Source organism: Mesonia ostreae, assembly GCF_031845265.1.
Classification (GTDB): domain Bacteria; phylum Bacteroidota; class Bacteroidia; order Flavobacteriales; family Flavobacteriaceae; genus Mesonia; species Mesonia ostreae.
The window spans coordinates 233093-253716 of the sequence record NZ_JAVRBG010000003.1 but is presented as its reverse complement, the minus strand read 5'-3'; the positions used below and the strand labels follow the sequence as shown (position 1 = coordinate 253716).

The following is a 20624-nucleotide window of genomic DNA, read 5'->3' as shown; positions in this document are numbered from 1 at the left end:
TTGGAGCTATCCATCATTATCCTGAATTACAAAGTACCCTACCATCTTATGTTGTGCTTAGACAGCGTAAAAAAAGCCATTGCAAATTTAGAGGCAGAAATAATTGTAGTAGATAATAATTCACAAGATGAGACTGCTGCGATGGTGCGGGAGAATTTCCCAGAAGCAAAACTAATCGAAAATCCAGTAAATTCTGGTTTTAGCAAAGGAAATAATCTAGGAGTTGCAGAGGCTAAAGGTAAATATATCTGTCTATTAAATCCAGATACCGTAGTTGGCGAGCAATGTTTTAAAAATTTTTTAATTTATGCTAGACTTCACAAAGATTTAGGCGCAATGGGGCCTCGATTGATTGATGGTTTAGGTGAATTTCTACCAGAAAGTAAGCGAAATGTTCCCGTTCCTTTTATTGCTTTAAAAAAGATTATCGGAATAAAAAAAGGGTATTATTCACCAGTACATTTTGCTAAACACGGAGAGATAGAGGTTTTGGTAGGTGCTTTTATGATGATGCGTAAGGATAGGTATTTAGAAGTAGGTGGCTTAGACGAAGATTACTTTATGTATGGTGAGGACATAGATTTGAGTTATAAATTTTTAAAAGCAGGTTATAAAAATTATTATTTAGGAACCGAGCGGGTGTTGCATTTTAAAGGAGAAAGTTCTCCTAAAGATGAGGTATATAGAGAACGGTTTTTTGGTGCAATGCATATTTTTTACCAAAAGCACTTTAAAAATTCTCTAGCTTGGTTGGTGAAGCCTACGCTTAGTTTTGCAGGTCTTCTTTACGGATTTAAACCTAGCTCAAATCAAAAGAAATCAACTATTAAACAAGTTTTATTGGTAGCAACAACTCCCAGTTTACAAAAGGGAATTACTAAAATTTTTGACGAACCTGTACATATTGCAGATAGGAAACTGGTGTTAAAGAAAGCCTTTAGCAATAGTTTATTTATTCTAAATGCAGAAGCGATGAGTTATCAAGAAATCATTTATTTAATGAATTCTCAAAAAAACAAAAATAATAGGTTTAGGATTATGCCCAGAGGATTTTCGTTTATCTTAGGAAGTGATTCCAGCACCAGACAAGGACAAATGCTAAAATTTTGAAAAATGCCTATTCAGTATAGACTATTTTAAGTAAATTCGCAGGCAAAATAAAAATACACTTTTTAGGTTATAGATATGGCAAAATTTGAATTAAAACTTCCCAAAATGGGAGAGAGCGTAGCGGAAGCAACCATTACCAATTGGTTAAAAGAGGTTGGTGATACGATTGAAGAAGATGAAGCGGTTTTAGAAATTGCTACCGATAAAGTGGATAGTGAAGTACCTAGTGAAGTAGAAGGGACTTTGGTAGAAATGCTTTTTAGCCCAGATGATGTGGTAAAAGTAGGTCAAACTATTGCAATTATAGAAACCGATGGAGATGCACCAGCAGCTGCTCCAACAACTTCTAGTGAAGATAAAGAGCAAGAGCCTGCAAGCGCGCAAGATGCTCAAAATAGAGTAACCGAGGCAAGAGAAGCAGTGGTTTCTCAAAATTATTCAACTAGCGACCGTTTTTACTCTCCATTAGTAAAAAGTATCGCAAAAGAAGAAAATATTGGCTTAGAAGAATTAGAGTCTATTTCTGGGTCAGGAAAAGAAAATCGAGTTACCAAAAATGATATTTTAGATTTTGTAGAAAATAGAGGTAAATCTTCTACGGCAAGTGCGCCAGCTTCAAAAACATCTCAAAATACTTCCGCTCCAGCGAAACCAGCAAAACCTGCTGCGACACCTGTGAGTGTAAATGGAGAAGATGAGGTGATAGAAATGACCAGAATGGGGAAAATGATTTCTCATCATATGGTGAACAGTGTTCAAACTTCGGCTCACGTTCAATCTTTTATTGAGGTAGATGTAACCAAAATTTGGAATTGGAGAAAGAGAGTGAAAGATGAATTCCAGAGAAAAGAAGGGGAGAAAATTACGTTTACGCCTATCTTTATGGAAGCGGTGGCAAAAGCCATTAAAGATTTCCCTATGATTAATATTGCGTTGGACGGAGATAAAATTATAAAGAGAAAGAATATTAACCTGGGGATGGCAGCAGCGTTACCAAACGGAGATTTAATTGTGCCGGTGATTAAAAATGCAGACCGTCTTAATCTTGTAGGAATGTCTAAAGCGGTAAATGATTTGGCAGGTCGTGCAAGAGGAGGTAAATTAAAACCAGACGATACGCAAGGTGGAACCTATACAGTAACAAACGTGGGTACTTTTGGTAGTATTATGGGAACCCCAATTATCAATCAGCCTCAAGTTGCGATTTTAGCACTGGGAGCAATCCGTAAAGTGCCTGCTGTAGTAGAAACACCAGACGGAGACTTTATTGGAATTAGATATAAAATGTTCTTATCGCACAGCTACGATCACCGTGTAGTAAACGGAGCTCTTGGAGGTCAGTTTGTGCAACGCGTGGCTCAGTATTTAGAATCTTTTGACGATTCAAGAACTGTTTAATCTGTAAACTATACTTTAAAAGAAAGTCCGGACTAAGATTCGGACTTTTTTTTATGAAATAATTCGGTATATAGTACCTTTGTAAAAACCTATTCCATGAAATTAAATTTAACCAAGCCCATTTGTTTTTTCGATTTAGAAACTACGGGAACCAACATAGCAAAAGATAGAATTGTAGAAATAGCGATCCTTAAAGTTTTTCCTAACGGAAATAAAGAAAGTTATACGTGGCGCGTAAATCCTGAAATGCCTATTCCTGCTGAAGTAACAAAGATCCATGGAATTAGCTATGATGATATTAAGGATGAACCTACCTTTAAAGAGCTCTCTAAAAAGATTTATGAAATGATTAGAGGTTGTGATTTGGGAGGTTATAACAGTAACCGTTTTGATATTCCGCTTTTAGCGGAAGAGTTTTTGCGCGCAGAGATAGATTTTGATATTAAAAGTGCTTTGGCGGTAGACGTACAAACCATTTTTCATAAAAAAGAAAAACGAACCTTAGAAGCAGCCTATAAATTTTATTGTGACAAAGATCTTACGAACGCACATTCGGCAGAAGCAGATACTAATGCTACCTTTGAAGTTTTAGAGTCGCAACTAGATAAATACCCAGATTTGGAAAACGATATGAAGTGGCTAGCTGAATTTAGCGCCCACAAGAAATTCGTTGATTTTGCTGGATTTATCGCCTACAATAAAAAAGGCGAAGAAGTGTTTTCTTTTGGAAAGCACCGCGGAAGATTGGTAGAAGAGGTGTTTGAAAAAGAGCCAGGTTATTATGGTTGGATTCAAAATGCAGATTTCCCTTTATATACCAAAAAGGTATTGACTGCCATTAAGCTGAAAAAATTATCAGATAAATTGAACTAGTGCACTATGAAAATTATTTGCATTGGAAGAAATTATGCCGAGCATATTAAGGAATTAAAAAATGAAAGACCAGCGGAGCCTGTTATCTTTTTAAAACCGGATACGGCCGTTCTTTTAAAGAAGCAACCTTTCTTTATACCAGATTTTTCGCAAGACGTTCATTATGAAGTAGAGCTTTTAGTAAAAATCAATAAAGTAGGGAAATACATTCAGCCTAAATTTGCGCATAAATATTATCAGGAAATAGGCTTAGGCCTAGACTTTACAGCAAGAGATTTGCAATCTCAATTAAAAGAAAAGGGACTGCCGTGGGAAAAAGCAAAAGCTTTTGATGGCTCTGCTGTAATTGGAGAAAAATGGTTTTCTAAGAATGAGTTTCAAAATATTAAAGATATTAATTTTTCTTTAAATAAGAACGGAGAAGAAGTTCAAAAAGGAAATACCAAGCTTATGCTCCATCAAATAGATGAGATAATCGGATATGTCTCCCAATTTTTTACGCTTAAAATAGGAGACGTTATTTTTACGGGTACCCCTAAAGGCGTTGGAAGCGTGAAAACGAATGATGTTTTAAATGGATATCTTGAAAAAGAGTCTGTTTTTCAAATAAAAGTAAAGTGATGAAAGTATACGATTTGCAACAGGTCCAAGAAATGGCAAGTGGTGATAAGGAATTTATAAAGGAAATTGTAAAAGCCTTTTTAGAAGAACTTCCTCCAGATGTAGCTCAAATGAGAGAGGCTGCAGAAAATAATAATCCAGAATTAGCTTATGGTTTTGTGCATAAAATGAAACCTAATCTACAATTGTTTGGTTTAAATTTATCAGAAAACGTTAAAAATTTGGAAACTTGGTCTAAAGAAAAGAGTAATCGAGAAGATATTCTACGAGATGTAACTCAAATAGAAGAAAGAGTTTTCTTAGCTTGTAAAGCTTTAAAAAAAGATTACAATATTTCATGATTGCAGAAATAATAACGATTGGAGATGAAATTCTAATAGGCCAGATTGTTGATACCAACTCTGTTTTTATTTCCAAGAAATTAAATAAAATTGGAATAGATGTAGGACAAATTACCTCTATACAAGATACTTCAGACCATATTAAAGCTACTTTAAATGCGGCAGCACAAAGAGCAAACATCATCATAATTACAGGAGGTTTAGGGCCAACCAATGATGATCTAACCAAGCATACGCTATGTGAATACTTCGATGATACTTATATGGTTAACGAGAGCGTTCTTGCTCACATAGAAGAATTATTCAGAAAATATATCGATACTCCTATTTCTCAATTAAATAGAGATCAAGCTTTAATTCCTACTAAAGCGATTGCGCTCAATAATCAATACGGTACGGCGCCAGGAATGTGGTTTGATGAAAATGATGTGGTATATATTTCTTTACCAGGCGTTCCTTATGAGATGAAAGCCCTTTTAGAAGATGAGGTTTTGCCTAGACTTCAGCAGAGATTTGAAAGACCCTATATTATACATAAAACCGTTTTAACCTACGGAGTAGGAGAGAGTGCGATTGCTGAAAAAATTGAAACTTGGGAGAACGAGCTGCCTTCTCATATTAAACTGGCTTACTTGCCTAGTCTAGGCCGGGTAAGATTAAGATTAAGTGCAAGAGGAAAAGAAAAGCAATTTTTACAAGATACGATAGATTCCGAAGTAGAAAAGCTTCAAGAGTTTATTGGGGATATCATTAAAGGTTTTGAAGAAGAAGCAAGCTTAGAAGAACAGATTGCTCAAGCTTTTGTAAATCATCAAAAAACCTTAGTGACGGCAGAAAGTTGTACCGGCGGAGAAATAGCTGCGAGATTTGCGGCTATTCCTGGTGCTTCTAAATATTTTAAAGGGAGTATAGTAACCTATGCTACCAGCAGCAAAAATGATGTTTTAGGAATTCCAGCAGCTTTAATTGAAGAGCATAGTGTGGTTAGCGAAGAGATTACTTTACAAATGGCTGTGAGAGCAAGAGAAATGTTTAAGGCAGATGTTGCGATTGCTACCACAGGAAATGCAGGGCCTACAAAAGGAGATAGTGAAGCAGAATTAGGAACTGTATATATTGCATTAGCAAGTGATACAGAAGAGAAAGTATATTCTTTTAACTTCGGAAACTTGCGCGAAAAGGTAATTGAAAAAGCAGTAATTAAGGCACAAGAAATTCTATTGGGTTATTTCTTTAAATAATCTTAATTTTTTATGCAGATATTGTTGGAGATTAGATTAAAATGCCTTTAATTTGCAATCTGTTTTGAAATAACGAGAAAAGATTAGAAAAAATGTCAAGAGTTTGTGAACTTACGGGTAAGAAAGCGATGGTTGGAAACAATGTTTCTCACGCTATGAATAAAACTAAGCGTAAATTTAACGCCAATTTAGTTAAAAAACGTTTTTATATCCCAGAAGAGGATAAGTGGGTAACTTTAAAAGTATCGACTTCCGCATTAAAAAACATTAATAAAAAAGGAATCTCTGCTGTGATTAAGGAAGCAAGAGAAAAAGGATTCTTAAAAAAGTAATCTTACCTTTAATATCTTAGAGCAATGGCAAAAAAAGGAAATAGAGTTCAAGTAATATTAGAATGCACAGAGCATAAGACATCTGGAAAACCAGGTACGTCTAGATATATTACCACAAAAAATAAAAAGAATACACCGGATAGAATGGAGTTAAAGAAATTTAATCCAATTCTTAATAAAATGACGGTTCATAAAGAGATAAAGTAATAAGTTATGGCAAAGAAATCGGTAGCATCGTTACAGACAGGATCAAAAAGGCTAAGTAAAGCTATTAGAATGGTTAAGTCTCCAAAATCTGGAGCTTACGTTTTTGAAGAAGCTATTATGGCACCAGAAGAAGTAAAGGATTATTTCGATAAGAAATAAATACTTATAAAAAATAAGCAAGCCGTTTCGATTCTTCGAGACGGCTTTTTGTTTTTGTGTATATTTGCAGAAGAATTAATTTGAGCGTACCTTTTTGCCGCCAGGAAATTGGTAATATTTAGGTTGGGCTTTTGACAATTACTTTCCCAATTCTTATTGGCAGAGCTTCAAGATGTCCCTATCCTTAACGCACACAAGTATAGCATATGAGTTTTTTTAAAAAAATTTTTTCAAAAGAAAAAAAAGAAACCTTAGATAAAGGTTTAGAGAAATCAAAGGAGAACTTCTTTGGTAAATTAAGTAAAGCCGTTGCCGGAAAATCTAAGGTAGACGATGAGGTTTTAGATGACCTAGAAGAAGTGTTGGTAGCGAGTGATGTTGGTGTGAAAACGACCATTAAAATTATTGATCGTATTGAAGCACGTGTAGCCAAAGATAAATATTTAGGTACCTCAGAGCTAGATGTTATCTTAAGAGAAGAAATTGCTGGTTTGTTAAGCGAATCTGGTTCTGGAGAGCAAGAAGAATTAACTATTGCTTCTAAAAAGCCTTATGTGATTATGGTAGTGGGGGTTAATGGTGTGGGAAAAACAACTACTATTGGAAAATTAGCACATCAGTTTAAATCCCAAGGTAAAAAAGTTGTTCTTGGTGCTGCAGATACCTTTAGAGCTGCGGCTATAGACCAACTTCAAGTTTGGGCAGATCGAGTGGATGTTCCCATTGTAAAACAAAAAATGGGCAGCGATCCTGCTTCTGTAGCTTTTGACACGGTACAAAGTGGTGTAAAAATGGATGCTGATGTGGTCATTATCGATACCGCTGGGAGACTCCATAATAAAGTCAATCTTATGAATGAGCTTACCAAAGTAAAACGAGTGATGCAGAAAGTTATTACAGATGCGCCTCACGAAGTTTTATTGGTGTTAGATGGTTCTACAGGGCAAAATGCGTTTGAGCAGGCCAAGCAATTTACCGCCGCGACAGAGGTAACTTCTTTAGCAGTAACTAAATTGGATGGTACGGCAAAAGGCGGCGTGGTTATTGGAATTAGCGATCAGTTTAAAATTCCTGTAAAATATATTGGTGTAGGAGAGGGAATTGAAGATTTGCAAATTTTCAATAAAGTAGAATTTGTTGATTCTTTTTTTAAGAAAACCATCTAAAAATCAATCAAGAATAAAATCAAAAATCGTTTCAGAAACCTCTATTTTGAAGCGGTTTTTTTGTTTATATCGTGTAAAAATCATAGAGCGTTAAATAAGTCTTTAAAGTCTTAAAAGGTTTGTATCTTTGCACACATTTTTAAAAGGCTATGAGAACAAAATCACTTAAGAAGAATAAGATCAACGTTGTAACATTGGGTTGTAGTAAGAATATTTATGATTCTGAAGTTTTGATGGGACAGCTCAAAGCCAATAAAAAAGAGGTAGTTCACGAGGAAGAAGGAAATATTGTGGTGATTAATACCTGCGGATTTATAGATAACGCCAAAGAGCAATCTGTAAATACCATTTTAGAATACGCACAAAAGAAAGAAGACGGGATTGTAGATAAAGTCTTTGTGACGGGATGTCTTTCTGAACGTTATAAACCCGATTTAGAAAAAGAGATTCCTAATGTAGATCAGTATTTTGGAACTACAGAAATGCCTTCTTTATTAAAAGCCTTAGGGGCAGATTATAAACACGAACTTTTGGGAGAACGTGTAACAACCACTCCAAAAAATTATGCTTTTTTAAAAATTGCTGAAGGTTGCGACCGTCCGTGTTCTTTTTGTGCTATCCCATTAATGCGTGGCGGACATAAGTCCACTCCAATTGAGCAGATAGTAAAAGAAGCTCAAGGCTTAGCCAAAAATGGAGTAAAAGAATTAATTCTTATTGCACAAGATTTAACCTATTACGGGTTAGATCTTTATAAAAAAAGAGCCTTGGCAGATTTGCTTCGGGAATTGGTGAAAGTAGAAGGCATAGAGTGGATTCGCTTGCATTATGCCTTTCCTACAGGTTTTCCAGAAGATGTGCTTGATGTGATTAATGAAGAGCCTAAGGTGTGTAACTATATTGATATTCCGCTGCAGCATATTTCAGATGATTTATTAAAATCGATGCGTCGCGGTACTACTCATAAAAAAACTACTGATTTAATTCATAAATTCAGAGAAATCGTTCCTCAAATGGCGATTAGAACAACCCTTATTGTGGGTTATCCTGGAGAAACTGAAGCTCATTTTCAAGAATTAAAAGACTGGGTTAAAGAAATGCGCTTTGAACGCTTAGGTGCTTTTACGTATTCTCACGAAGAAAATACGCACGCATACAACTTAGTAGATGATGTGCCTGAGGAGGTAAAGCAAGAGCGCGCCAACGAAATTATGGAAATACAGTCGCAAATCTCTTGGGAGCTGAACCAACAAAAAATTGGAAAGGTTTTTAAATGTGTGATCGACCGTAAAGAAGGAAACTATTTTGTGGGGAGAACCGAATTTGATTCTCCAGATGTCGATAATGAAGTCTTAATAGATGCTTCTAAACACTATTTAAAAACAGGTGATTTTGCACACATAAAAATTAATCAAGCCGAAGATTTTGATCTTTACGGTGAACCTGTAGCTTAATTTTTTTTTATGTAACTTAATAAGCACTTTAAAATGAGTCTTATGAAGTTAAAATTACTTTTGTTCACTTTTGTAGTATTTTCTTTTTTCAAATCTAGAAGTCAAACTCAACAAGATTGGGGATATTTGCCTTACCAGTTCAATGCTTCTAATTATGGAGCTGTTCACGCAATATCATCTTCAGAGGTTTTTGTTGTTATTCAAGGAGAGGTTTATAAATCTCTAGATGGAGGTATCAATTGGGTTAGTTACAATACGCAGCTTCAAAAAGCTTTTTATGACATCGTTTTCGCAGATAGCAATACAGGTTATGCCGTAGGCGATGAGGCTTCTTTAATTAAAACTAATAATGGGGGAGCATGTTGGACTCAAGTTTCTTTAACTACTACTCAAGATTTATTTTCAATAAGTGTAACCCCAAGTGGTAACGTTTACGCGGTTGGTGAAAATGGAACATTAATTACTTCTTTAAATTACGGAACTACTTGGCAAGAAAGCAATAGTCTTACTTCTGAAGTACTGAATGCTGTAAAATTTAGAAATGATAACGAAGGTTTTATAGTTGGAAATAATGGTAGTTTTTTTCATACCACTAATGGCGGACAAACTTGGCAATCCATCAACCTAAATACAAACGACGATTTCTTTAGTCTCACTGTAGACGCTACAAATGTATATTTTTTAAGCGGAGAAGCGGGTTATAGTTCTGGAACAGAATTTATTGTGGAGCGTTTGGGATATGAGGTGTACAAATCTAGTGATCTTGTAAATTGGAATCAAGAAACGATTTCTACAAGTTAGAATTTGGCATCATTCATAAGTGTTAAAAACGACCATATGTATCAGATTTTTGGATCATTTATGCTGTGCGATTGTTGCTACATTGAAATCTCCCATTATAATTATACTACAAATGAACAGGAATATTTTACTTCAGACGAGCTGGAGTCTTCTGGGCCATACTGCGATTTTAATTGGAATTATTTTAATTTAAGTGTATATGATGATCAAACCGCTTACGCTTTATCGGGTTCACATTTATTAAAAATGGATTATGCGGGAACGGCTTCCGTAAAAGATTTTAATCGCTCGGTTATTTCTATTTATCCCAATCCTATAAAAAAGGGGAAGTTCTCAATTAATTCTAATTTATATTCAGTTAAAGAACTGGATTATAAAATCTATAACTTATCTGGAAAAGAGGTAAAACGAGTATCTAATCTTGAAGAAAATCAATCTATAGAGGTTTCTAATCTTCCTGCAGGAATCTATTTTCTTTAAGTGAATAGAGAACATGAATTTTTAGGAGTAAAAAAGCTGATCATTAAATAAGAATTTTTTTAAGTCTAAGGAAACCAAAAAGTCTTTAACTAAAAATTACCACGAAAAAACGCTTGACAAATGTATATTTGTAAGACTAAGATTTTAATTTTATGGCTCATTGTATTGCTTACCAAGACACCAATTATTTTTCTGATTTTATCACAGATTACCTTGCTCAAAAAGAGAATCTTCACGAGTTGTATGAGCATTTTCCCAATGTAGAGAATTTTAAAAAACAAATCGAGTTAAAGCAGAAAAATTACCAAGCTTCTACAAGAAAGGTGTTGGTAAATAGTCTTAAAGAACAATATAAAAACACTAAAATCTCTGCAAAAAGTCAGGAGAATTTAGAGCTTTTAGCCCAAGAAAATACTTTCACCATTACCACAGGGCATCAGCTGAACCTGTTTACTGGTCCGCTTTATTTTTTATATAAAATTATTTCTACCATCAACTTAACGGAAGAATTAAAGGAAAACTATCCGCAGCAAAATTTTGTTCCTGTGTATTGGATGGCGACAGAAGATCATGATTTTGAAGAAATCAATTTCTTTAATTTTGAGCAGCATAAACTACAATGGAATAAAGATGCAAGTGGCGCTGTAGGAGAATTATCTACGGAAGATTTGGATGAAGCTTTTAAGAAATTCAGCATCTTATTAAATGATTCAGAGCAATCTGCTCATTTGAAATCTTTGTTTAAAAAAGCCTATTTAGAACATGATAATTTAACGGAAGCCACACGTTATTTAGCGAATGAGCTCTTCGGGATTTATGGTTTAATTATCCTTGACGGAAATGATTCAGCGTTAAAAGAAGAATTTTCTCCGTATGTAAAAAATGAACTTTTACTTCAAATTTCTTCGGAAGAAGTAGGGGAGACTTCAAAAAGAATAAACGATTTAGGATATAAAATTCAGGTGAATCCGCGAGAAATTAACTTGTTTTATCTCAAAGAAAACCTTCGAGAGCGTATTATTAAAGAAGATGAATATTATATAGTTCACGAAACCAATATCCGCTTTACGGAAAAAGAAATTTTATCCGAATTAGATAATTACCCCGAGCGTTTTTCTCCCAATGTAATTATGCGGCCTTTGTTTGAGGAGGTGGTGTTACCTAACCTCTGCTATATTGGCGGTGGCGGAGAACTGGCGTATTGGTTGCAATTAAAGTCTTATTTCGATAAAGAAAAAATACCCTTTCCTATATTATTATTAAGAAACTCGGCTCTTTTAATGTCTGATAAACAAGTTCAGAAAACAAAAAAATTAGGCTTGAGTTTTGAAGATTTATTTTTAAATCAAGAGGATTTAATCAGTAAAAGAACCAAAGAAATTTCAGATATAAAGATAGATTTTTCACCTCAAAGAGAATTACTTCAGCAGCAGTTTAAAGATTTGTATAGCTTAGCTCAACAAACTGATAAATCTTTTCAAGGCGCAATTGCCGCGCAAGAAAAAAAGCAACTGAATGGATTAGATCATTTGGAAAAACGCTTACTGAAAGCCCAGAAAAGAAAATTAAAAGATGAATTGAAACGTGTAGTTCACTTGCAAGATGAAGTTTTTCCGCATCAAAGTTTACAAGAACGAAATGCCAATTTTAGTGAATTGTATCAAACTTATGGGCAAAATTTAATTCCGAAGCTTAAAAAGGAATTAAAACCTTTAGATTTGCAATTTTCCATCATCACTTTAACCGAATAGCGAAATATAAGTTCGCAAGAAAAACAAATCCTTATGAAAAGTATGCACTCCATTGATATCAGTACGGTAGAAATGACCTTAGATATCATGAAATATGCTATAAATAGAATTTCTAATACTTCGCCAGATTTAGGTTCTCCCAAAAAAGAAGAAGATCTTTTCGCTATGGTCGGGGAAACTGTGACCAAAGAAGGAATTGGTGGCGAGAAAGCTTTTCATATGTTTAGAGATGTTTTGGCCAAAGCAACGGTGCCGGTAGATCACCCCAGACATTTGGCTTTTGTTCCTGCGGCGCCCACCAAAGCAGCAGTTTTGTTTGATTTGGTGACTTCTGCAGCGAGTATTCACGGTGCATACTGGATGACTGGTGGTGGCGGAATTTTTTGTGAAAATCAAGCCATGAAGTGGCTCGTCTCTTTAACTGGTTTGCCACACGGTGCCTTTGGAGTATTTACCAGTGGCGGAACAGCGGCAAATTTGTCGGCTATGATTGCAGCACGTGATGCTTGGCGCGAAAAAGAAGAAGAAAATAAAGCATTTAAAGCTTTATTAATCACTTCCAGTGGGGCGCATTCTTCCATAAAGTCTATGGCAAATGTGATGGATGCCGATATCATTATGGTAGATGACGATGATGAAGATCGTTTAACAGGAAAATGGTTACAAAACGCGATTGATAATTTAGGTGTAATTGATAGAAAGCGCTTGTTTGCTGTGGTAGCCACTGGAGGAACCACCAATGCAGGAATTATTGATGAGCTCGATTCTGTTGCAGATGTCTGCGAGAAAGAAGATCTTTGGTTTCACGTAGATGCCGCTTATGGGGGAGGCGCTTTGGCAGCTCCTTCCGTTAGGGATTTATTTATAGGAATAGAACGTGCAGATAGCATTACGATAGATCCTCACAAATGGATGTTTTCACCTTATGATTGTGGCGCAGTAATTTATAAAAATATAGAACTTGCCAAAAATGCACACTCCCAAAAAGGAGCTTATTTAGACATTTTTAAAGATGAAGGTGCGCAAGGATTTAATCCGTCAGATTATCAAATCCAATTAACGCGGCGCTTACGCGGATTGCCACTTTGGTTTTCTTTAGCGATGCACGGAACCGAAAAATATACCGAAGCCATAGAAAGAGGTTTAGAACTTGCTCAAAATGCAGCCAAGCAAATAGAAGCAGCACCGCATTTAGAACTAGTGCGAGAACCCAGTTTGTCTTGTGTCTTGTTTAGAAGAAAAGGTTGGGAACCCGATGATTATAGAGATTGGACTTATGAAAACCACAAAGCTGGTTTAGCCTTAGTAACTCCAACAAAATGGACTAAAAATGAACATTCAGAAACCATTTCACGTTTTTGTTTTATCAATCCAGATACAGACGAAGAAGATATTAGAGAAATTTTGGCTACTATGGAATAGGAAAGATTTTTTTCTTTGGTTTTTCTAAATGAAAAGCAGCATAATTTTAACTCAAATTATTACTTTTGCTTATGCAAAACAACGTACTTATTTTAGATTTTGGGTCGCAGTATACTCAGCTTATCGCAAGACGAGTGAGAGAATTAAATATCTATTGCGAAATACATCCCTTTCACAAGATTCCAGAACATGTAGAAACTTTTAAAGCGGTCATTCTTTCGGGAAGTCCCTTTTCAGTTCGTAATGAAGATGCTCCGCATCCAGATTTATCCAAAATTAGAGGAAAAGTGCCTCTTCTTGCGGTATGTTATGGAGCGCAATATTTAGCTCATTTTCACGGCGGAAAAGTAGAACCTTCAGAAACTAGAGAATATGGAAGAGCTAATTTATCTATCATCAAAGATAAAGAACTTCTTTTTGAAACGATTACAGAAAATTCTCAGGTTTGGATGTCCCATTCTGATACTATAAAGGAATTGCCAGAAAATGGCGTTCGTTTGGCAAGTACGCACGATGTATTAAATGCAGCGTACCGAATAGAAGGTGAGGAAACATACGCAATTCAGTTTCATCCAGAAGTATATCATTCTACCGATGGGAAACAATTGCTAGAAAATTTCTTAGTGAAAATTGCTAAAGTAAAGCAGGAATGGACGCCAGGAGCTTTTGTAGATATGACGGTTGCAGAGCTGAAAGAAAAAATAGGAGACGATAAGGTAGTTTTAGGTTTAAGTGGCGGAGTAGATTCTACCGTTGCTGCCGTCTTGCTTCATAAGGCGATTGGCAAAAATCTATATTGCATTTTTGTAAATAACGGTTTACTGCGTAAAAACGAATTTGACAGCGTTTTAGATCAATATAAGGATATGGGCCTTAACGTAAAAGGAGTAGATTCTTCTTCTCGTTTTATGGATGCGCTTGCAGGAAAGAGCGATCCAGAAGAAAAAAGAAAAACTATTGGAGGCGTTTTTATTGAGGTGTTTGATGATGAAGCACATTTGCTAGAAGACGTGAAATTTTTAGCGCAAGGAACCATTTATCCAGATGTGATCGAATCTATTTCCGTAAACGGACCTTCAGCAACTATAAAATCGCATCATAATGTAGGTGGTTTACCAGATTTCATGAAATTAAAAGTGGTAGAACCTCTACGTATGTTGTTTAAAGACGAGGTACGAAGAGTAGGAGCCGAGATGGGAATAGATCCTGAACTTTTAGGAAGACATCCTTTTCCAGGGCCAGGACTCGCCATTCGTATTTTAGGAGATATTACGCCAGAGAAAGTAAGAGTTTTACAAGAAGTAGATCATATTTTTATTCAAGGTTTAAAAGACTGGATGTTGTATGATAAAGTATGGCAGGCGGGAGCGATTTTACTACCCATAAACTCTGTTGGAGTTATGGGAGACGAAAGAACTTATGAAAAAGTAGTAGCCTTGAGAGCGGTAGAATCTACTGATGGGATGACGGCAGATTGGGTAAATTTACCTTATGATTTCTTACAAAAAATATCCAATTCTATAATAAATCGAGTTAAAGGCGTTAATAGAGTAGTGTATGACATAAGCTCTAAGCCACCGGCTACAATTGAGTGGGAATAATATAAAAACGAGTAGATGAAAAAGTTAATTCAGATTTTATTGGTGTGTGTGGGTGTTCTCCAATTGGGATATGCACAAGGCTATAAAACACATAAAGTGCAAAAAGGAGAAACGGTAGAAAGTATAGCTCAAGCGTATCAAATTTCTGAAGCTTCTATTTACAGACTCAATCCAGATTCTAAAGGCAAAAAATTATCTTCTTCTGCTGTTTTAGTAATTCCTACGGAAGAAACTGTACCTACTTCTGAAGAAGGTAGTTCGGTTACTTTTAAACAATACCGTGTAAAAAGTAAGGAGACGCTTTATAGTTTGGCTAAAACCAATGACATCTCGATTGAAGAAATCAAGAAATACAATCCCTATTTAAATAAGGAAGAATTGGGAGAAGACGATTTGATTAAAATTCCTATTTTTAGAGAAAAGAAAAAAGTTATTAACTTTAATGAATCCTTAAGTGAATCTTCTTTTAGTAATGTGATTCATATAGTTTTGCCTAAAGAAACCAAGTATGGAATTTCAAAAAAATACGGGTTAAGTGTAGAACAATTGGACGAGTTAAACCCAGGAGTTTTAGATTTAAAAGCAGGACAATTGCTTAAGATTGTCAATAAGAATAAAAAAGCTGTAGAAAGTCAACCCGAACCTGAAATAGAGGCTCGTTTTCAAAAGTATGAAGTGCAACCAAAAGAGACATTTTACAGTCTTACCAGACGTTTCCACGTACCTAAAGATTCTTTATTAAGTTGGAATCCTCAATTAGAGAAAGACGGCTTACAAGCAGGAATGCGTATAAATATCCCAAAAGAAACCAACAAAGTCACACCTTTTAATTCAGCAAAAAAAATAGATTTTAAGAAGCTGATCACCAATCGCGAGCGTAAGAAAATAGCTGTAATGCTTCCGTTTAGTTTGCAAAATTTTGGAGAAAGTACAGATAAGGAGGAACAACTTAAGAGTGATAAAGTATTAAGAATCGCTTTGGATTTTTATAGTGGAGTGCAGGAAGCAATTGATAAAGCAGAGCAACTAGGCATTTATGTAGATGCAAAAATTTATGACACGCAAAGAAGTAAATCTAAAGTGACTGATATCATATCTAAAAATGATTTTTCTACCACTCAATTAGTCATAGGACCTTTATTAACTGCTAATGTTGAAGAGGCTTCTCGCTTATTGAATAACAAAAATGTACCAGTTTTATCTCCATTAACAAGCGGAGATCTTAAAGGAGAAAACAATCTTATTCAAACTCGGCCATCAGATATTGTGATGGAGCAAGCGATGATTTCTTATTTGGATAGCTTGAAGCAAGGAAAGAATATTTTAATCTTAGCAGATAAAAAACATCAATTCATTAAAGATAAGTTGTCCTATACCATTCCTGAAGCAAGAGTAATCACCCAGAGAAAGGCAGATTATTTGCAACAATCAGATTTAACAAATTTATTAGATAAAGATAGAGAAAACTGGATTGTGCTTGAAGCAGATGATGTTGCGTTGGTAACCAATAGTACTTCTTATTTAAATGCACTTTCTAGTAGATATTCTATTCGGTTATTTACTTCTAATAAATCAGATACGTTTGAGAATGAAGTACCTAATCAATACTTAACCAACTTAAAGTTTACGTATGCCTCCATTTCCAAAGAGTATCAAAAAGAGCCTTTACATGAATTTATGAAAATCTATAAGGAAAATTACGGAGTAACTCCTAATAAATACGCAGTTAGAGGTTATGATATTACTCTAGATGCCATTTTAAGACTTGCTGCTGGTGATAATTTTTATGAAGGTTTAGGCATTAAAGGAACTTCTGAATATGTGGAGAATAAATTTACCTATCACAAAAAAATGATTGGCGGTTTTTATAACGATGCTGTTTATTTAATGCAGTACCAAGAAAACCTTGAACTTAAAGTTTTAAACGATTAATTATGATCACTTCTACTATAGTTTACCAAGGAAATTTAAGAGTTAAGAACACACATCTAAAAAGTGGAAATTCGTTTTTAACCGATGCTCCAACCGATAATCAAGGAAAAGGAGAGGCTTTTTCTCCAACCGACACGGTAGCCACAGCTTTAGCAAGTTGCATGATGACAATTATGGGTATTTTAGCCGAAAGAGAAGAAATTAATTTGATTAATACCGAAGCAAACATTACCAAAACCATGGCTTCTAATCCTCGTAGAATTTCTAAAATTGAGGTGCAGTTTACTTTTCCAGAAAACTATGAGGACAAAATGAAAAAAAAGCTTGAAAATGCGGCTTTAACTTGTCCTGTTTATCATAGTTTACATCCAGAAATTGAAAAGGATATACAGTTTATATATCCTTCTTAGCAAAGACCTTTACACCATATATGAGAATAATATTTCTTATACTATCGATATTATTATTTTCTAACTGTAATGTTAATAGTAAGAAGCAAAATAATGTTGTAGAAGAAATTTCTTCATTAAAAAATGACTCTGAAAAGGAATTATTTCTAAAAGAAATCTATACATCTGATCAAAGCACGAGAGATGAAAATTCATCTGATATTTTATTGAAATTTGGCAAAAATTCAAAACAATATAAAGAGCATTTAATAAAATAGATTCTATAGACAAAGTAAATCTTAAAAAAATTAAACACTATTTAAATACATTTAATTCCTGATAAAAATGTTTTTTCAGAAACGGCAAACAGTACTCCTTGGGCAGTAATTCATCATTCTGATTTAAAAGATAGACTTAAATATTATAAGGACCTCAAAAAAGCTTATGAAGAAAACAATTTATCAATTGGTCAATTTGAACTTTATTTAACTAGAACTTTTCAATTTCAAAAAGGTTATTACCCAAAATCAGAAGGAGTTTACAATCCTGAGGAAAAAATTGAGTATTTAAATAAGGAACTGAACTTAAACAGCGATTAATCAGACCTTATCACACCTTTTACTGGAATGACAGTCGCTTGTCATGCTGAATTCTTTTCAGTATCTCTTTTATACGTGTTGTCATTTCGACGAAGAAGAAATCTCATGCTTTTTAGCTCGATGTAAAAGATTCCTCAGTCATTTGCGCTCTTATTTTCGGGCGAGTTTCTTTCGAAAAAACACTAAAATTTAAAAAACAAATTTCTCATTTTGAACTTCATGAAACTCGGTGATAATTTCTTTTACGATTTCGGCGGCAGGTATGATCTCGTTAATCAATCCGCTTATTTGGCCTATTTCTAGTTCACCTTCTTCCAAATCGCCTTCAAACATTCCCTTTTTAGCTCGGGCTCTTCCCAAAAGTCCTATTAAATCATCTTTGCTAGGTTGCTTAGTATAAAGCTCCATCACATCATGAAAAAATTTGTTTTTTAATAAGCGTACCGGCGCTAATTCTTTTAAAGTAAGTTGGGTTTCTCCTTCCTGAGCCTTTACCACCATATCTTTAAAGTTTTGATGCGAAGAAGCTTCGGGGGTAGCGACAAACCTGCTTCCAATTTGCACGGCATCGGCGCCCAAAATCATAGCGGCAAGCATTCCTCTTCCTGTAGCAATTCCTCCCGCAGCAATCAACGGAATACTTAATTTCTCGTTCACCATGGGAATTAAAGTAAAAGTGGTGGTTTCTTCCCGACCATTATGTCCGCCTGCTTCAAAACCTTCCGCTACGACGGCATCCACTCCGGCAGCTTCCGCTTTAAGCGCAAATTTTACGCTGCTTACCACGTGAACTACTTTTATACCTTTCTCTTTTAAAGTAGGCGTCCACGTTTTAGGATTTCCCGCCGAGGTAAAGACAATTTCTACGCCTTCTTCTATAATAATCTCCATAATCTCTTCTAGATTTGGGTAAAGCATAGGGACGTTGACTGCAAAAGGTTTATTGGTGGCTTTTTTACATTTAATGATGTGTTCTCTTAAACCTTCGGGATACATAGAACCCGCTCCCAAAATTCCTAAACCGCCGGCGTTGCTTACCGCACTGGCAAGTTTCCAACCGCTGGCCCAGATCATTCCGGCTTGTATTAAAGGATATTTAATATTAAAAAGTGACGTAATTTTATTGGTATGCATTATTCTTTTATGATTTTTAGCGTTTGTTCTTGACTTCCATTTGTAATGCGTAAAAGATACATTCCTTTCGCAAAAGGAGTCATGTCAATATGCTTGATGTTCTTGCTTTCTAAGAGTTTCTCGCCTAACAAATTATAGATTTTTAACGTAATCGCTTCCGCGGAAGCGTAACTCAAATAAAGATCGTTTGTAGTGGGGTTGGGGTAAGCTATGATTCTATTTTTTTGCTTTTCGTGTACTGAAAGTACTTGTTGCAAAGCGGTAGAGAAATTAGGAATCCCGTAGCCTAATTCGGTATTAGGATTGTTGTAGCGTGAGGCAGATTCCCGTACAATCTGCATAATTTCTAAATTGGTTTTTTGGGGATTGGCCTGCCACAAACTGGCAATTGCGCCCGTCATAATGGGAGCGGCAAAGGAAGTTCCGTTAGAGAAAGTCACGCTACCATCGAGATCAATTATTGCAGCTCCAGCTCCTTGCGCTACCACATCTGGTTTTACACGAGCATCAGCCGAAGGACCAGTAGAACTAAATGACGCATAATCTCCGTTTTGATCCACGGCACCAATAGTAAAAACATTTCCATCTGCAGGCGCGTTAATGATTGGAAAACTCGGGTTTTGACCAGTATTTCCGGCGGCGTTAACCACTAAAATTCCTTTTTCTACCGCAATATTTGCTCCTTTGGTGATAAAAGCGGTGTTTCCGTCCATATCTTGAGGCGTATAATTGTAGTCGGGATTATCAAAGGCATAATATCCCAGCGAAGAGTTGATGAGATCTACACCCAAACTATCGGCTCTTTCGGCGGCTTCTACCCAATAGGTTTCTTCTAACGGAGTTTCAGCAAAGGCATCTTCGGTTTTAAACAAATAAAACGAGGACTCTGGAGAAGTTCCTACAAACTGATTATCCAAAAAACCAACCATATCAGAAAGGACTTTTGCGCCGTGATTATGTGAATTTGGGTTGGCAAAATCAGTAGATCTATCCACAAAATCATAGCCTCCTAATAAACGATTGTCTTGATTTAAATCTGTAAAACCAGGATTGGTAAGCACATAAGGAAAACCAGAATCTAAAACAGCGATGAGCATTCCGTTACCCGTAAAATCATTTTGATGCAGATTTTCTACTTGCATCATAGTGACTTGATTGCTGCTAGAACCATAACTATAATTGACATTCACCTCAAACTTTTGATTCATCGCGGTTTGATCTTGATTGATGGTAGGTCTAGAATTAAGCATTCTATTGGCAAAGACAATATTTTGTACAAAGTTTAAATTAGCAAGTGCATCAATTTGCTCAATACTTCCTAAAACGTGCACACAATTAAACCACTTAGATTTTGCTTTTACGGTAATTCCCGTTTGGTTTTTAATACTGGTAATGTAAGTTTCATTTACAGGTACATCTCTAGCATCAATAGGGGTTTGGTGAAGACTTTTTCGCGCAAGGGCACGCGCACTAAGAATTGTACTGGGATTATTGATCGCTGCTTGTACATTAGGTTTATCTGTAAAATAAATCCATGCGTGTTCTTGTGCTTGACTCCAAAAACTAATTAGCAATAAAGCTCCTAAAATACAATTTTTCATTTTTCTTTAAAG

21 protein-coding genes are annotated in these 20624 nt (G+C 35.4%); 19 read left to right on the top strand and 2 right to left on the bottom strand.

The genetic code is table 11. The features are described from left to right. The 19 genes from RLT85_RS04695 (at position 1) to RLT85_RS04605 (ending at position 17556) form a co-directional block, all read left to right on the top strand. A complete protein-coding gene (locus RLT85_RS04695; RefSeq protein ID WP_311400873.1) occupies positions 1-1110 on the top strand; it encodes a glycosyltransferase family 2 protein in 1110 nt (369 codons plus the stop codon). A 75-nt stretch (positions 1111-1185) separates the two neighbouring features. Beyond that, a complete protein-coding gene (locus RLT85_RS04690) occupies positions 1186-2508 on the top strand; it encodes a dihydrolipoamide acetyltransferase family protein (protein WP_311400872.1) in 1323 nt (440 codons plus the stop codon). A gap of 96 nt (positions 2509-2604) precedes the next feature. After that, a complete protein-coding gene (locus RLT85_RS04685) occupies positions 2605-3381 on the top strand; it encodes an exonuclease domain-containing protein (protein WP_311400871.1) in 777 nt (258 codons plus the stop codon). A 6-nt stretch (positions 3382-3387) separates the two neighbouring features. Continuing rightward, positions 3388-4002 (top strand): fumarylacetoacetate hydrolase family protein, encoded by a 615-nt coding sequence (locus RLT85_RS04680; RefSeq protein WP_311400870.1) that lies wholly within the window; start codon positions 3388-3390, stop codon positions 4000-4002. Beyond that, positions 4002-4343: an Hpt domain-containing protein gene (locus tag RLT85_RS04675; protein ID WP_311400869.1), complete on the top strand. Its 342-nt coding sequence runs from the start codon at positions 4002-4004 to the stop codon at positions 4341-4343. Before RLT85_RS04680 ends, RLT85_RS04675 begins: the two co-directional genes overlap by 1 nt. Continuing rightward, positions 4340-5584 carry a competence/damage-inducible protein A gene (locus RLT85_RS04670; RefSeq protein ID WP_311400868.1) on the top strand — a complete coding sequence of 415 codons (1245 nt, stop codon included), beginning with the start codon at positions 4340-4342 and terminating at the stop codon, positions 5582-5584. Before RLT85_RS04675 ends, RLT85_RS04670 begins: the two co-directional genes overlap by 4 nt. Positions 5585-5676: 92 nt before the next feature. Beyond that, entirely contained in the window at positions 5677-5916 is a 240-nt protein-coding gene (gene rpmB / locus RLT85_RS04665; RefSeq protein ID WP_111541561.1) for a 50S ribosomal protein L28, read from the top strand. A gap of 24 nt (positions 5917-5940) precedes the next feature. Then, entirely contained in the window at positions 5941-6123 is a 183-nt protein-coding gene (gene rpmG, locus RLT85_RS04660) for a 50S ribosomal protein L33 (protein WP_027884677.1), read from the top strand. Between the two features lie 6 nt (positions 6124-6129). Beyond that, positions 6130-6282 carry a DUF4295 domain-containing protein gene (locus tag RLT85_RS04655; RefSeq protein ID WP_311400867.1) on the top strand — a complete coding sequence of 51 codons (153 nt, stop codon included), beginning with the start codon at positions 6130-6132 and terminating at the stop codon, positions 6280-6282. A 206-nt stretch (positions 6283-6488) separates the two neighbouring features. Further along, positions 6489-7448, top strand: a complete 960-nt coding sequence (gene ftsY, locus RLT85_RS04650; RefSeq protein WP_311400866.1) for a signal recognition particle-docking protein FtsY — start codon at positions 6489-6491, stop codon at positions 7446-7448. A gap of 149 nt (positions 7449-7597) precedes the next feature. Next, positions 7598-8902: a 30S ribosomal protein S12 methylthiotransferase RimO gene (rimO, locus tag RLT85_RS04645; RefSeq protein ID WP_311400865.1), complete on the top strand. Its 1305-nt coding sequence runs from the start codon at positions 7598-7600 to the stop codon at positions 8900-8902. A gap of 42 nt (positions 8903-8944) precedes the next feature. Beyond that, positions 8945-9703 carry a WD40/YVTN/BNR-like repeat-containing protein gene (locus RLT85_RS04640; protein ID WP_311400864.1) on the top strand — a complete coding sequence of 253 codons (759 nt, stop codon included), beginning with the start codon at positions 8945-8947 and terminating at the stop codon, positions 9701-9703. Between the two features lie 36 nt (positions 9704-9739). Next, positions 9740-10183, top strand: coding sequence for a T9SS type A sorting domain-containing protein (locus tag RLT85_RS04635; protein WP_311400863.1), 444 nt, complete (start codon positions 9740-9742; stop codon positions 10181-10183). Between the two features lie 152 nt (positions 10184-10335). Next, positions 10336-11934, top strand: coding sequence for a bacillithiol biosynthesis cysteine-adding enzyme BshC (bshC, locus tag RLT85_RS04630; RefSeq protein WP_311400862.1), 1599 nt, complete (start codon positions 10336-10338; stop codon positions 11932-11934). 33 nt (positions 11935-11967) lie between these two features. Beyond that, entirely contained in the window at positions 11968-13356 is a 1389-nt protein-coding gene (locus tag RLT85_RS04625) for a pyridoxal phosphate-dependent decarboxylase family protein (RefSeq protein WP_311400861.1), read from the top strand. A gap of 71 nt (positions 13357-13427) precedes the next feature. Next, positions 13428-14957 carry a glutamine-hydrolyzing GMP synthase gene (gene guaA / locus RLT85_RS04620; protein ID WP_311400860.1) on the top strand — a complete coding sequence of 510 codons (1530 nt, stop codon included), beginning with the start codon at positions 13428-13430 and terminating at the stop codon, positions 14955-14957. A gap of 15 nt (positions 14958-14972) precedes the next feature. Next, entirely contained in the window at positions 14973-16889 is a 1917-nt protein-coding gene (locus RLT85_RS04615; protein ID WP_311400859.1) for a LysM peptidoglycan-binding domain-containing protein, read from the top strand. A gap of 5 nt (positions 16890-16894) precedes the next feature. Then, positions 16895-17299 (top strand): OsmC family protein, encoded by a 405-nt coding sequence (locus RLT85_RS04610; RefSeq protein WP_311400933.1) that lies wholly within the window; start codon positions 16895-16897, stop codon positions 17297-17299. 20 nt (positions 17300-17319) lie between these two features. Beyond that, complete coding sequence (locus RLT85_RS04605) at positions 17320-17556, top strand: hypothetical protein (protein ID WP_311400858.1); 237 nt, start codon at positions 17320-17322, stop codon at positions 17554-17556. 510 nt (positions 17557-18066) lie between these two features. Here RLT85_RS04605 and RLT85_RS04600 read toward each other — a convergent pair. Next, complete coding sequence (locus tag RLT85_RS04600) at positions 18067-19011, bottom strand: NAD(P)H-dependent flavin oxidoreductase (protein WP_311400857.1); 945 nt, start codon at positions 19009-19011, stop codon at positions 18067-18069. Continuing rightward, positions 19011-20612, bottom strand: a complete 1602-nt coding sequence (locus RLT85_RS04595; protein ID WP_311400856.1) for a S8 family serine peptidase — start codon at positions 20610-20612, stop codon at positions 19011-19013. The genes RLT85_RS04600 and RLT85_RS04595 overlap by 1 nt, the downstream gene beginning before the upstream one ends. Positions 20613-20624 lie beyond the last annotated feature (12 nt).